The organism is Serratia sp. 121840015-1 (genome assembly GCF_053627655.1).
Genome location: NZ_JBSEYF010000001.1, coordinates 2,596,734 through 2,610,662, shown reverse-complemented (window position 1 = coordinate 2,610,662; position 13,929 = coordinate 2,596,734). Strand labels below are relative to the sequence as shown.

The following is a 13,929-nucleotide window of genomic DNA, read 5'->3' as shown; positions in this document are numbered from 1 at the left end:
AGGTTGCGCCTTTTTTATTGCCGCTCTCCCGCCCGCCGTTGTTGTACAGGCCCTCAGCCATCCGCCATCGATGGTGGGCGGGCCGCCCCCCGGTTACTTTCTCATGGTCAATTCAATCACCCAAACCATGAGGAAAGCAGGATGCCAACCATCACGAAAACCCAATCACTTTACACGTTGACCCGGCCGGTCTGGCTGGATGCGGCAGGCATGAGCAAAGGTATCGCTCACGATCGCCAGCACCTGGGCATCATTCTCGCCGCCGGGCAGGTGCTGCGAGTGCGGCAGACCAACGCGGCGTTTACCGGCAAGCTCACGCTGCGCTTGCTGAATGACGACAGCAAAACGGAGGCTGAATTCAGCGTCGGCGCGAGCTGGGTCGAGGCCCAGGTCAATGCCGTCTCGGTGCCGTTTATCGATACGCCGTACGGGCAGGGCGAACCGGCGCTGGAGTTCGAGTATCCGGACACGGCGAAAGCGCTGCCGGTTTATCGCCGCGGCGAAAACGAAGCCGCATTCTTCGCCCGCTGGGACGATCGGGACGCCGAGTTTGCGCTGGTCGATGCGGAATACGCGGTATTGCTGGTGCCGAAAATCAGTAAACCGGCGCTGAAGTCGCTGGGTGAAGCGAAAAACATCGACGGGCTGATCGCCTACTATGACCGCATTTTCACCTTCTACAATGCGCTGACCGGCGTCTCGTTCGAGGCTGAACACGAATCCGATCGCAATATTCGCAACCGCTACTTTATGAAGGCCGATAAACACGGCGCCGGCGCCGCGTATTACGGCGGCCGCTGGACGGCGGAAACCAGCAGCTCGGTCAGCAGCTTCTGGCTGACGCCGAAAGACAGCAACTGGGGCAGCCTGCATGAGATCGCGCACGGCTATCAGGGGCACTTTATGGGCGACAAATATTTCTCCACCGGTGAGATGTGGAACAATATTTACGCCGCTTGCTATCAGGACGTGATGCTGGGAGAGCGCAAATACCAGGAAGGGTGGCTGTATAACTACGGCAACGCGGCCGGCGTCGAGAAGAAAATCGTCGATCTGATCGCTCAGGGCACGCCGCTCAACCAGTGGGATCTGCGCTCCAAGCTGTTCTTCGCGATGCTGATGGTCGACAAGGCAGGCAAGAACGCCTTCACGCACTTTAACCAGCAGTATCGCCAAAGCTGCAATACGCCGGGCTTCGTGCCGTCCGAACATGCCTTGCTGGACCTGCTGTCGGCAAGCTTCGCCGCGGCCGGCGAGCAAATCGACGTGACGCCGTTCGTCGAGCTGACCGGCGGCGTGATCACCCAAACGCAGCGCGATCTCAACGCGTTCAGCCACGCCAAGGCGGTATACCCGCTGTATCAACTGGTGGATGCGCAGAGTTTGCCGGCGGTGCTGGCACAGCTGAAGCTGGATTCCTCCCTGCGCCTGGTCGATTCCTCTCAGCTCAAGGCGAGCGGCCTGAAAGGCGATGTCGCCCTGAGTCTGGATATCGATGACTTTGCGCAGATCTACGGTGAGGATCTTGTCCTGATGGAAGGGGCGCGCTATGCCCACAAGGTCCGTATCGACGCGCCGACCCTGGCCCTGGCTGGGTTGCCGATCGGCGTGTACACCCTGCGGTTGCCGACCGGTAAAGATCGCAAATACCGGCCGACGGCGGGTTACCTGACGGTGAAACAGGGGAAAAACGCGGTGACGCTTCGCTTCGAGCGCAAAGCCGCTTCGCCGATCGTGTCGCAGGAGATCAATCTGTTGGGCCTGAGCGATGCGGTCTTCGCCACCGTGGTCGTCGATCGCGCCAAAGGGGCGGTGGTGGTTGACGTGACCAGCACCACGCCGCACGCCTACTTCCCGGGTGAAACCTATGCCCGGGTGACGCTACGCGATCGGCAGGGTGCGGTGCGGTTCAGCAAAGAGGTTCAGGGCACTCAGGCTACGTTAAGTCACGACGAGCTGCCGTTTGCCGAGGGTGATGACATCGAGATTTATCATGTGGAGCCGAGCCGGGTGCGTTTGAATCCGGCGGCGGCCGGCGTCATCGATAACAAAAACAAAACCAACGTGCTGCGTATCGAAACCAGCGGGCTGAAAAACCCGGCGTTGCCCGGCGATCCCGAGCAGGCGCTGCTGACGCGCCTGGAACAGGCGGCGCAGCGTTTGCGCCGGCTGCTGCCGGCCTACTACGCGCCATCGTCGTCGTTCAAGGACGATATTTATCTGGCGATCGGCGCCTTTGCCGAGCCGCAGCGCGAGCCGCTGTTGGCGACCTATCGGGATTGCCTGCCGGCCGACAATACGCCGCCGGGCGCTAACGTCGGCAATGCGTTTACCGTGGCCGGCAAAGGGATTAGCGATCGCCAGTTTCTGACCTGCGCCGTCGATCTGGTGAAGAAAACCGTGACCGTGACGCTGGCGGCGGGGATTGCTCACCACTACTTTGCCGACAGCTACGCCTTCCTCAGCGTGACGGATGCGGACGGTAATACCTTGCTCAGCTACGACGTCATCGGCAGCCAAAATCAACAGGCTAAAACCTGGGTGCTGCCGCTGTCAGGCTACGGCGGTGAGGTGATCCATCTGCGGCATGAAGAGCCGGACAACCGTCTGACGATCGTCAACGAGATGCAGCATGTGCGGCTGGCGGAGAAGGGCAAGCAACAGACCTACTGCATTACGCCGGTCGGTTTGAAACGCATTAAGGATTGATCCCCATCGGCCTCCCGGGGCGGCGAGTATCGTCGCCCCGATTTTCCTCTGCATCATCCCCTATTGCACTCTTTTTGTTCTCCCGCTGCGCGCCGCTGGTGCAGGCCGTTCACTCTCGTCGTCATAAGTTTTAATTATAATTTATTGAAATCATGAGATTAAAAATTGGCACGCCGGTTGCTCTGTTGAATCCCATCTTGTGTACCAGATGGAATTCAGCCGATGAGCGACCCTGTTGAAACGTGCGGTTTTACCCTCAGTGAATGGCAGCACCATTATCAAACCCGTCCGGCGGGTGAGCGCCTCGCCTGCGTCAGCGCGACGATCGAAACGCTGATCGCCGGGTTGAACCCGGACGATAACGCCTGGCTGTATCTCGCCACGCCGGCGCAGCGCGAGCAGCAGTATCGGCAGCTGGCGCAGTTGCTGGCGGCGGTCGACGGCGATCTCAGCCGCCTGCCGCTGTTCGGCGTGCCCTTCGCCATCAAAGACAATATTGACGTCGGCGGCTGGCCAACCAGCGCCGCCTGCCCGGCGTTCACCTATCAGGCTGCGGCGGACGCTACCGCGGTCGCCAACCTGCGCGCCGCCGGGGCGATCGCCCTCGGTAAAACCAACCTCGACCAGTTCGCTACCGGGTTGGTGGGCACCCGCTCACCTTATGGCGCAGTGGTTAACAGCTTCGACAGCCGCTACGTCAGCGGCGGTTCCAGCTCCGGCTCCGCCTCGGTGGTGGCGCGCGGCCTGGTGCCGTTCGCGCTGGGCACCGACACCGCCGGTTCGGGGCGCGTGCCCGCCGGGTTTAACAACATCGTCGGGCTGAAGCCGACCAAGGGCCGGTTGTCCAACCGCGGCGTGGTGCCGGCCTGCCGGTTGAACGATACGGTGTCGGTCTTCGCGCTGACGGTGGCCGATGCGGCGCAGGTGGCGGAACTGGCGAGCGGCTTTGACGCGGCAGATCCGTATTCCCGCCCCGATCCGCATACCGCGCCGGCGGATATTCCCGCCGCGCCGCGTTTCGCCATCCCCGCCCAGCTGGAGTTTTTTGGTGACGTTCAGGCTGAGCGGGCGTTTCACCGCGCGCTGGCGCAGCTGCAGGCGGGCGGCGCCACGCTGGAACCCCTCGATTTCGCGCCGTTTCGCACCCTGGCGGAGCAGCTGTATTACGGCCCCTGGGTGGCGGAGCGCACGGTGGCGATTGAGCAGGTGCTGGAAGCGAGCCCACAGGCTATCGACCCGGTGGTGCGCGGCATCGTCGGCAACGGCCTGAGCTACAGCGCCTGCGACGCCTACAAGGCGGAATACCTGCGCGCCGAGCTGGCGCGGCAAATTGCCCAGCGGCTGGCGCCGTTCGACGCACTGGTGGTGCCGACTGCGCCCACTATCCGCACCCTGGCGGAGATGGCGCAGGAGCCGGTGCTGTTCAATTCGCAGTTCGGCACTTACACCAATTTCACCAACCTGGCCGATCTGAGCGCGCTGGCGCTGCCGGGGCCGCTGCGCGAAGACGGGCTGCCGGCGGGCATCACCCTGATTGCGCCCGCCTGGCATGACCGGGCGCTGGCGGCGTTTGGCCTGCGCTGGCAACGGCAAAGCGCCTTACCGCTCGGGGCTACCGGCCGGGCATTGCCGCCGCAGCCCACACCGGCCCCGTCTGCGGGACATGTGCGTCTGGCGGTAGTGGGCGCTCACCTCAGCGGTATGCCGCTCAACGTCCAGCTGACGCAGCGCGACGCGGTGCGGGTGGAGCAAACCGTCACCGCCCCCTGTTACCGCCTCTACGCGCTGGCTGATACCGAGCCGTCGAAGCCGGGGCTGGCGCGCGTGGCGCAGGGAGCGGCGATCCGTCTTGAGCTGTGGGACATCCCGCTGGCCCGTTTCGGCGAGTTTGTGGCGGAAATCCCGGCGCCCTTGGGCATCGGCACGCTGCTGCTGGCGGACGGCCGGCGGGTGAAGGGGTTTATCTGCGAAGCCTGGGCGCTGGAAGGCGCCACGGATATCACTGAGTTTGGCGGCTGGCGCGACTATCTCGCCAGCCTTAAGGGGCACGAACATGTTTAATACCGTACTGATCGCTAACCGCGGCGAAATCGCCTGCCGCGCCATTCGCACCCTGAAACGCCTGGGCGTCACCAGCGTGGCGGTTTATTCCGACGCCGACCGCAATGCGCCGCACGTCACCGAAGCCGACAAGGCAGTGGCGCTCGGCGGCGACAAGGCCGCCGACAGCTACCTGCGCATCGACAAGATCCTTGCGGCCGCCACCGCCACCGGCGCGCAGGCGATCTACCCCGGTTACGGCTTTTTGTCCGAGAGCGCCGAGTTTGCCGAAGCCTGCGAGGCGGCGGGCATCGCCTTTATCGGCCCGACGGCGGCGCAGATCCGCGAGTTCGGCCTCAAGCACCGGGCGCGCGAGCTGGCGGCATTGGCCGGAGTGCCGATGACGCCGGGCACCGGCTTGCTGGAGAGCGTTGAGCAGGCGGTTACCGCCGCCGCGCGCATCGGCTACCCGGTGATGCTGAAAAGCACCGCCGGCGGTGGCGGCATCGGCCTGACGCGCTGTGACGACGAGGCGGCGCTGCGCGACGCGTACGACAGCGTCAAACGGCTGGGAGAACAGTTCTTCCGCGACGCCGGCGCCTTTATCGAACGCTTCGTCGATCGCGCGCGCCACGTCGAGGTACAGATTTTCGGCGACGGCCAGGGGCGGGTGGTAGCGCTCGGCGAGCGCGATTGCTCGCTGCAGCGCCGCAACCAAAAAGTGGTGGAAGAAACCCCGGCGCCACACCTGCCGGCGGCGACCCGCCAGGCGCTGCATCGGGCGGCGGTGGCGCTGGGCGAGTCGGTGAATTACCGCAGCGCCGGCACCGTGGAATTCATTTACGACGCCGCGCGCGACGAGTTTTACTTCCTGGAAGTGAACACCCGCTTACAGGTCGAGCACCCGATCACCGAGATGGTCACCGGCCTGGATCTGATCGAAGGCATGCTGCAGGTGGCGGCGGGCGACGCGCTGGATTGGGCGGCGCTGCAACGCGCGCCGCAGGGCGTGGCGATCGAAGTGCGCCTCTACGCCGAAGATCCGCTGAAAAACTTCCAGCCCAGCCCCGGCGTGCTGACCGAGGTGCATTTCCCCACCGACGTGCGCCTCGACGGTTGGGTGGCGACCGGCAGCGAAGTCTCGGCGTTTTACGACCCGATGATCGCCAAGCTGATCGTGCACGGCGCGGATCGGGCGCAGGCGCTGGAAAAACTGCGCGTGGCGCTGGCGGCGACCCGTTTGCACGGCATCGCCACCAACCTCGACTATCTGCGGCAGGTGATCGCCACGCCGCAATTTCAGCGCGGCGACGTTTGGACGCGCCTGCTGGACGAGGTGCGTTTCCAGCCGCACTGCCTCGAAGTGCTGCAACCCGGCACCTACAGCAGCGTGCAGGATTATCCCGGCCGCCTCGGCTATTGGGACATCGGCGTGCCGCCGTCCGGCCCGATGGACGACTTCGCGTTCCGGCTGGCCAACCGCATCGTCGGCAACCACCCGGCGGCCGCCGGGCTGGAGTTTACCCTGCAGGGGCCGACGCTGTGCTTTCACTGCGACGCCATCATCGCGCTGACGGGTGCCAGCTGCCCGGCCGATTTGGACGGCGAAGCGGTCGCTTACTGGCGGCCGATCGCGGTGCGGGCCGGGCAGGTGCTGACGCTGGGGCGCGCCACGCACGGCTGCCGCACCTATCTGGCGGTACGCAACGGCTTTGACGTGCCGGTGTATCTCGGCAGCCGTTCCACCTTTGCGCTGGGCCAGTTCGGCGGGCATGCCGGGCGCACCTTGCGCGTGGCGGACATGCTGGCGATCGCTCAACCGGCGCTGGCTGCTTGCACCACGCCGGCACCGATCGCCGCGCCGCAGGCGATGGACGACAGCCTGATCCCGTACTACGGCGACCAGTGGCACATCGGCGTGCTGTACGGGCCGCACGGCGCGCCGGACTTTTTCACCGCCGAATCAATAGAGACCTTCTTCGCCACCGACTGGCAGGTGCATTACAACTCCAACCGCCTCGGCGTGCGCCTGGCGGGGCCGAAGCCCGAATGGGCGCGGGAGGACGGCGGCGAAGCCGGTTTGCATCCTTCCAACGTGCACGACTGCGAGTACGCCATCGGCGCGATCAATTTCACCGGCGATTTCCCGGTGATCCTGACCCGCGACGGGCCCAGCCTCGGCGGCTTCGTCTGCCCGGTGACCATCGCCAAGGCCGAGCTGTGGAAAGTGGGGCAGGTGAAGCCGGGCGACCGCATCCGGTTCCATCCGATCGGCTTTCGCCAGGCGCAGTCGCTGGAACAGGCGCAGCTTGGCAGCATCGAAGCGCTGGCGGCGGTGAAGGCCATCACCCTGCCGCCGCCGGATCTGGCCCCGGCGGAGACCGTTTCCGCCGCGGTGCTGGCGGCGCTGCCGGCGGCGGAAGGGCGCCCGGCGGTGGCGTATCGCCAGGCGGGGGACGGTTACATTCTGATGGAGTACGGCGACAACGTGCTCGATCTGGCGCTGCGGCTGCGCATCCATCTGCTGATGCAGTCGCTGCGAGAGGAGGCGATACCGGGCGTGGCAGAGCTGGCGCCGGGCGTGCGTTCGCTGCAGATCCGCTACGACAGCCGACAGATTAGCCAGGCCGATCTGCTAGAGCGCCTGCTGGCGCGCGAACGGGCGCTGGGGGACGTCAGCCGCCTGAAGGTGCCGACGCGCACCGTCTGGCTGCCGATGGCGTTCGAGGATTCGGCCACGCTGGGCGCGGTGGATCGCTATCAGCAGACGGTGCGCGCCTCGGCGCCCTGGCTGCCGAACAACGTCGATTTTATCCAGCGCATCAACGGCCTGAGCCAACGCGAGCAGGTGCGCGACATTCTGTTCGACGCCAGCTATCTGATCCTCGGTCTGGGAGACGTATACCTCGGCGCGCCCTGCGCGGTGCCGCTCGATCCGCGCCATCGCCTGCTGAGCTCCAAATATAACCCGGCGCGCACCCACACCGCCGAAGGGACGGTGGGCATCGGCGGCATGTACATGTGCATCTACGGCATGGACTCGCCGGGTGGCTACCAGCTGGTGGGGCGCACGCTGCCGATCTGGAACAAATTCCTCAAAAACCCGCAGTTCACCGCCGGTGAGCCCTGGCTGCTGCGCTTCTTCGATCAGGTGCGCTTCTACCCGGTCAGCGAGCAAGAACTGGACGAGCAGCGCGAAGCGTTCCGCGAAGGGCGCATGCAGGTGCGCATCGAAGAGAGCGAATTCGACTTCGCCGCCTACACCGATTTCCTGGCCGACAACGCCGAGGCGATCGCCGACTTCCAGCATCGCCAGCAGCAGGCGTTCAGCGCCGAAGTGGCGCGCTGGCGCAGCGATGACGACGAGGCCGAGGCGCAGCTGTTGCCGCCGGAGGAAGAAGACGCCATCGACGGCGATCTGGTCAGCGCCGATCTGAACGGCAGCGTGTGGAAGATCCTGGTGGAGCCGGGGCAGGCGGTGGCGGCCGGTCAGCCGCTGATCGTGGTCGAGGCGATGAAGATGGAGCTGGCGGTCACTGCGCCGCGCGCCGGGATCGTCAAACGCATCAGCTGCCGGCAGGGGCGGCCGGTCGGGCCGGGCGACGCCCTGCTGTGGCTGGAAAAAGCGGTCTGAACGGAGGGGCGATGATGCAAATCACCAACGGGGAGCACAAGGCGCGGCCTGAGGGGCTGGCGGAGCGCATTTATCTGCAGCTCAAGGCCGACATCTTCGAGTTTCGCCTGCTGCCGGGCGATCGCTTCAGCGAAAGCGACGTGGCGCAGCGCATGGCGGCCAGCCGCACGCCGGTGCGTCAGGCGCTGTTTCGGCTCGAGCGCGAAGGCTATGTCGAGGTGCTGTTTCGCAGCGGCTGGCAGGTGCGGCCGTTCGACTTCGCCTACTTCGAAGAGCTGTACGACCTGCGCATCGTGCTGGAACAAGAGGCGGTGAAACGGCTGTGCGAATGGCCGGCCGGGGAAACGCCGGCCGCGCTGGCGGCGCTGAACCGTTTTTGGACCGAAGCGCCGCGTCTGGCGGACGGCCAGGCGGTGTCGCAGCACGATGAGCAGTTTCATCAGGCTTTGGTGGCCGCGGCGGGCAACGGCGAGATGGCGCGCATTCACCGCGAGCTGACCGAAAAGATCCGCATCATTCGCCGGCTGGATTTCACCCAGCAGGCGCGGGTGGACGCCACCTACCGCGAACACGCCGCCATTTTGCAGGCGATCCTGCAGCGGCAAAGCGAGGCGGCGCAAGCGCTGCTCGGCGAGCATATCGCCGTCAGCAAGGCAGAGGTACGAAAAATAACGCTGCACATGTTGCATCAGGCGCGGGCCCAGCAGCCCGCGCGCTCGGCGCAACGATTTTGATTTCACACACATCAGGAGTTTGAACTATGCAACGTCGTCGTTTTATCAAAGCTTTTGCGCTGTCCGCCGCCGCGATCGGCCTGGGCCTGGCCTGGAGCGCGCAGGCCGCCGACACCATCAAGGTCGGCATTCTGAGTTCGCTCTCCGGCACCATGGCGATTTCCGAGACGCCGCTGAAGGATGTGGCGCTGATGACCATTGACGAGATCAACGCCAAAGGCGGGGTGCTCGGTAAAAAGCTGGAGCCGGTGGTGGTGGATCCGGCCTCCAACTGGCCGCTGTTCGCCGAGAAGGCGCGCCAGTTGCTGAGCCAGGACAAGGTGGCGGCGGTGTTCGGCTGCTGGACCTCGGTGTCGCGCAAGTCGGTGCTGCCGGTGTTTGAGGAGCTGAACGGGCTGCTGTTCTACCCGGTGCAATACGAAGGCGAAGAGATGTCGCCGAACGTGTTCTATACCGGCGCGGCGCCGAACCAGCAGGCGATCCCGGCGGTGGAATACCTGCTGAGCGAGGACGGCGGCGGCGCCAAGCGCTTCTTCCTGCTGGGCACCGATTACGTCTATCCGCGCACCACCAACAAGATCCTGCGCGCCTTCCTGCACAGCAAAGGCGTGCAGGACAAGGATATTGAAGAGGTCTACACGCCGTTCGGTTACAGCGATTACCAGACCATCGTCGCCAACATCAAGAAGTTTGCCGCCGGCGGCAACACGGCGGTGATCTCCACCATCAACGGCGACTCCAACGTACCGTTCTACAAAGAGCTGGCCAACCAGGGCGTCAAGGCCACCGACGTGCCGGTGATCGCCTTCTCGGTCGGCGAGGAAGAGCTGCGCGGCATCGATACCCAACCGCTGGTGGGCAACCTGGCGGCCTGGAACTACTTCGAATCGCTGGATAACCCGACCAACAAGCAGTTTGTCAGCCAGTGGAAAGCCTACGCCAAGGCGCACAACCTGCCGAATTACGCCACCGCGGTCACCAACGATCCGATGGAGGCCACCTACGTCGGCCTGCACATGTGGGCGCAGGCGGTGGAAAAGGCCGGCACCACCGACGTCGATAAGGTGCGCGCGGCGATGGCCGGACAAACCTTCGCCGCGCCGTCGGGCTTCACGTTGACCATGGACCAGACCAACCACCATCTGCACAAGCCGGTGATGATCGGCGAGATCGAGGGCAACGGCCAGTTCAACGTGGTGTGGCAGACCGAAGCGCCGGTGCGCGCACAGCCGTGGAGCCCGTATATCGCCGGCAACGACAAGAAGCCGGATTACCCGGTGAAGGGCGGCAAGTAACGTCACTCAGCGCCGGCGCGGCCCTACGCCCGCCGGCCCAACAGAAGAGGCAGCTGATGCAATCTCCGTTTTTATCTTCTCTGCGCGTCGGGCTGTGGCTGCTGTGCGCTTGGCCCCTGCTGGCGCAGGCCGGGCCGGCCGATGAGTTTGCGGCGGCTAACCGTGCGCAGCAGGCCAAACTGCTGCAGGCCTGGGCGGCCGAGCCGGACGCCGCGCGCCTGCCGCTGCTGCAGGGGCTGCAGCAGGAAACCGTGGCGATCGACGGGGCGAAGCGCGCCTTTATCCGCCAGGGCGATCGCTATCTGCCGCTCGAGGGCGAGGCGGCCCCGGTTGGCGAACCGAAGAAGGTGTGGCTGAACAACCGGCTGCGCATTCTGATTGCCAACGCATTGTCGGCGCAGCGGCTGGTCAGCGCGGACGCGGCGGTGCGGCTGCAGGCGGCGAGCGCACTGCAGCGCGAAGCGAACGGCGAGCAGCTGCCGCTGTTGGCCCGGCAGCTGGCGCGGGAAACAGACCCGCAGGTGCATCAGGCGCTGAGCCTGGCGCTGGCTAACCTGCAGCTGGCCGACGGCAATCCGCAGGTGCGTTTCAATGCGGTGCGGCTGTTGGGCGAATCGGGCGAGCCGGAAACCCGCGCGCGGCTGCAAGCGTTGACCGATGCCGCCCACGAGCCGGACGCCGCGGTGCGCGCCGAGGCGCAACGCAGCCTGCAGCAGGTGCAGCATCGCCTGATGATCGGCGATCTGCTCGGCCAGGCGTTCAGCGGCCTGTCGCTCGGTTCGATCCTGCTGCTGGCGGCGCTCGGGCTGGCGATCACCTACGGCCTGCTCGGCGTCATCAATATGGCGCACGGCGAAATGCTGATGCTCGGCGCCTATTCCGCCTACCTGGTGCAGGGGCTGTTTCAGCAGTTTGCGCCGCAGTGGCTGGCGCTCTACCCGCTGGCGGCGCTGCCGGTGGCGTTCGCCATCACCGCCGGGATCGGCATGCTGCTTGAGCGCACGGTGATCCGCCACCTGTACGGCCGGCCGCTGGAGACCCTGCTGGCCACCTGGGGCATCAGCCTGGTGTTGATCCAGCTGGTGCGGGTGCTGTTCGGGGCGCAGAACGTGGAGGTCGCCAACCCAGCGTGGCTGTCGGGCGGCGTGCAGCTGCTGCCGAACCTGGTGCTGCCGTGGAACCGCATCGCGGTGATCGCGTTCGTGCTCTTGGTGCTGGCGATGACCTGGCTGCTGCTGAACAAGACTCGGCTCGGCATGAACGTGCGCGCGGTGACGCAAAACCGCGCGATGGCGGCCTGCTGCGGCGTGCCCACCGGGCGGGTGGACATGCTGGCCTTCGGGCTGGGATCTGGCATCGCCGGGCTCGGCGGGGTGGCGCTGTCGCAGTTGGGCAACGTCGGGCCGGAGCTGGGGCAAGGCTACATCATCGATTCGTTCCTGGTGGTGGTGCTCGGCGGCGTCGGCCAGCTGGCGGGGACGGTGGCGGCGGCTTTCGGCCTCGGCATCGTCAACAAGATCCTCGAGCCGCAGATCGGCGCCGTGTTGGGCAAGATCCTGATCCTGGTGCTGATCGTTCTGTTTATTCAAAAGCGCCCGCAGGGGCTGTTCGCCCTCAAGGGCAGGGTGATTGACTGATGAGCCAACCATTGACCGTGACCGGCGTGCAGAAAGCGCCCCGGCTGGCGTTGAGCATCGGCGGGCTGGCGTTGCTGGCGCTGCTGGTGATGCCGTTCATGACGCTGTTGCCGGCGGATCATCCGCTGGCGGTGTCCACCTATACCCTGACGCTGGCGGGCAAGATCCTGTGCTACGCGGTGGTGGCGGTGGCGCTCGATCTGGTATGGGGCTATGCCGGGCTGCTGTCGCTCGGCCACGGGCTGTTCTTCGCGCTCGGCGGCTACGCCATGGGCATGTACCTGATGCGGCAGGCGGCGGGCGACGGGCTGCCGGCGTTTATGGCGTTCCTCTCCTGGAATGAGCTGCCGTGGTTCTGGAGCGGCACCCAGCATTTCGCCTGGGCGCTGTGCCTGATCGTGCTGGTGCCGGGCCTGCTGGCCTTCCTGTTCGGCTACTTCGCCTTCCGCTCGAAAATCAAAGGGGTATATTTCTCGATCATGACCCAGGCGCTGACCTATGCCGGCATGCTGCTGTTCTTTCGCAACGAAACCGGCTTCGGCGGCAATAACGGCTTTACCGGTTTCACCACGCTGCTCGGCTTTCCCATCACCGCCGCCGGCACGCGGGTGGCGCTGTTTCTGGCGACGGTGCTGCTGCTGGCCGCCAGCCTGGCCATCGGCTTTGCGCTGGCGCGCAGCAAGTTCGGCCGGGTGCTGACCGCGGTGCGCGATGCGGAAAACCGGCTGACCTTCTGCGGCTACGATCCGAAGGGCTTCAAGCTGTTCGTCTGGACGCTGTCGGCGGTGCTGTGCGGGCTGGCCGGCGCGCTCTATGTGCCGCAGGTCGGCATCATCAACCCCGGCGAAATGTCGCCGACCAACTCGATCGAGGCCGCCATCTGGGTGGCGCTCGGCGGGCGCGGCACGCTGGTGGGGCCGCTGCTCGGCGCCGGCATCGTCAACGGCGCCAAGAGCTGGTTCACCATGGCCATTCCCGAATACTGGCAGTTCTTCCTCGGCCTGATGTTTATCGTCGTCACGCTGTTTCTGCCCAAAGGGGTGATCGGTCTGCTGCGCCGGAGAAAAACCTCATGAAAGCGATGCAAGTGACCGACGAGCTGTTTACCCACCCGCTGCCGGCGGATAAATACCGGCAGCAAACCGATCCGGTGCTGCAGCTCGACAACGTCAACGTCAGCTTCGACGGTTTTCGCGCGCTGACCGATCTGTCGCTGCGCATTGGCGTCGGCGAATTGCGCTGCGTGATCGGCCCCAACGGCGCCGGCAAGACCACGCTGATGGATGTGATCACCGGCAAGACCCGGCCGGACAGCGGCAGGGTGTTTTACGATCAGACCGTCGATCTGACCCGGCTGGCGCCGATGCAGATCGCCCACGCCGGCATCGGCCGCAAGTTTCAAAAACCGACGGTGTTTGAGGCGCTGACGGTGTTCGAAAATCTGGAGATCGCGCAGAAAACCCGCAAATCGGTGTGGGCCTGCCTGCGCGCCCGCCTGAGCAGCGAACAGCGCGACCGCATCGACGAGATGCTGAAGACCCTGCGGCTTGGGCATGAACGCCACCGGCCCGCCGGGCTTTTATCTCACGGGCAGAAACAGTTTCTCGAGATCGGCATGCTGCTGGTGCAGGAACCGCACCTGCTGCTGCTCGACGAGCCGGCGGCCGGCATGACCGACGCCGAAACCGACTACACCGCCGAACTGTTCCGCGAGCTGGCGGGCAAGCATTCGCTGATGGTGGTGGAACACGATATGGGGTTTGTGGAAACCATCGCCGATCGCGTGACGGTGCTGCACCAGGGGCAGGTGCTGGCGGAAGGATCGCTGGCGCAGGTGCAGGCCGATGAACGGGTGATTGAGGTATATCTGGGGCGCTGAG

8 protein-coding genes are annotated in these 13,929 nt (G+C 65.3%); all 8 read left to right on the top strand.

Translation table 11 applies throughout. From position 1 onward, the window contains the following. The first annotated feature begins 141 nt into the window (after nt 1–141). Nucleotides 142–2,709 carry a putative mucin/carbohydrate-binding domain-containing protein gene (locus ACUXAC_RS12655; protein ID WP_454266681.1) on the top strand — a complete coding sequence of 856 codons (2,568 nt, stop codon included), beginning with the start codon at nt 142–144 and terminating at the stop codon, nt 2,707–2,709. Between the two features lie 222 nt (nt 2,710–2,931). Continuing rightward, entirely contained in the window at nt 2,932–4,770 is a 1,839-nt protein-coding gene (gene atzF, locus ACUXAC_RS12650; protein WP_454266680.1) for an allophanate hydrolase, read from the top strand. After that, on the top strand, nt 4,763–8,383 hold the full coding sequence (gene uca, locus ACUXAC_RS12645) for an urea carboxylase (RefSeq protein ID WP_454266679.1): 3,621 nt from the start codon (nt 4,763–4,765) through the stop codon (nt 8,381–8,383). The genes atzF and uca overlap by 8 nt, the downstream gene beginning before the upstream one ends. Before the next feature lie 14 nt (nt 8,384–8,397). Continuing rightward, on the top strand, nt 8,398–9,117 hold the full coding sequence (locus tag ACUXAC_RS12640; RefSeq protein WP_084827869.1) for a GntR family transcriptional regulator: 720 nt from the start codon (nt 8,398–8,400) through the stop codon (nt 9,115–9,117). Nucleotides 9,118–9,143: 26 nt separating this feature from the next. Continuing rightward, entirely contained in the window at nt 9,144–10,412 is a 1,269-nt protein-coding gene (urtA, locus tag ACUXAC_RS12635) for an urea ABC transporter substrate-binding protein (RefSeq protein WP_038880098.1), read from the top strand. Nucleotides 10,413–10,468: 56 nt separating this feature from the next. Further along, nucleotides 10,469–12,049, top strand: coding sequence for an urea ABC transporter permease subunit UrtB (gene urtB / locus ACUXAC_RS12630; RefSeq protein ID WP_060421130.1), 1,581 nt, complete (start codon nt 10,469–10,471; stop codon nt 12,047–12,049). Then, on the top strand, nt 12,049–13,125 hold the full coding sequence (urtC, locus tag ACUXAC_RS12625) for an urea ABC transporter permease subunit UrtC (protein ID WP_016928582.1): 1,077 nt from the start codon (nt 12,049–12,051) through the stop codon (nt 13,123–13,125). The genes urtB and urtC overlap by 1 nt, the downstream gene beginning before the upstream one ends. Continuing rightward, a complete protein-coding gene (gene urtD / locus ACUXAC_RS12620) occupies nt 13,122–13,928 on the top strand; it encodes an urea ABC transporter ATP-binding protein UrtD (protein ID WP_015377102.1) in 807 nt (268 codons plus the stop codon). The genes urtC and urtD overlap by 4 nt, the downstream gene beginning before the upstream one ends. Nucleotide 13,929: the final 1 nt, after the last annotated feature.

Excerpts from the sequence above, each read along its gene's own strand:
- ACUXAC_RS12655 (WP_454266681.1), top strand. The coding sequence starts at position 142 with ATGCCAACCATCACGAAAACCCAATCACTTTACACGTTGACCCGGCCG.
- atzF (WP_454266680.1), top strand. The coding sequence starts at position 2,932 with ATGAGCGACCCTGTTGAAACGTGCGGTTTTACCCTCAGTGAATGGCAG.
- uca (WP_454266679.1), top strand. The coding sequence starts at position 4,763 with ATGTTTAATACCGTACTGATCGCTAACCGCGGCGAAATCGCCTGCCGC.
- ACUXAC_RS12640 (WP_084827869.1), top strand. The coding sequence starts at position 8,398 with ATGCAAATCACCAACGGGGAGCACAAGGCGCGGCCTGAGGGGCTGGCG.
- urtA (WP_038880098.1), top strand. The coding sequence starts at position 9,144 with ATGCAACGTCGTCGTTTTATCAAAGCTTTTGCGCTGTCCGCCGCCGCG.
- urtB (WP_060421130.1), top strand. The coding sequence starts at position 10,469 with ATGCAATCTCCGTTTTTATCTTCTCTGCGCGTCGGGCTGTGGCTGCTG.
- urtC (WP_016928582.1), top strand. The coding sequence starts at position 12,049 with ATGAGCCAACCATTGACCGTGACCGGCGTGCAGAAAGCGCCCCGGCTG.
- urtD (WP_015377102.1), top strand. The coding sequence starts at position 13,122 with ATGAAAGCGATGCAAGTGACCGACGAGCTGTTTACCCACCCGCTGCCG.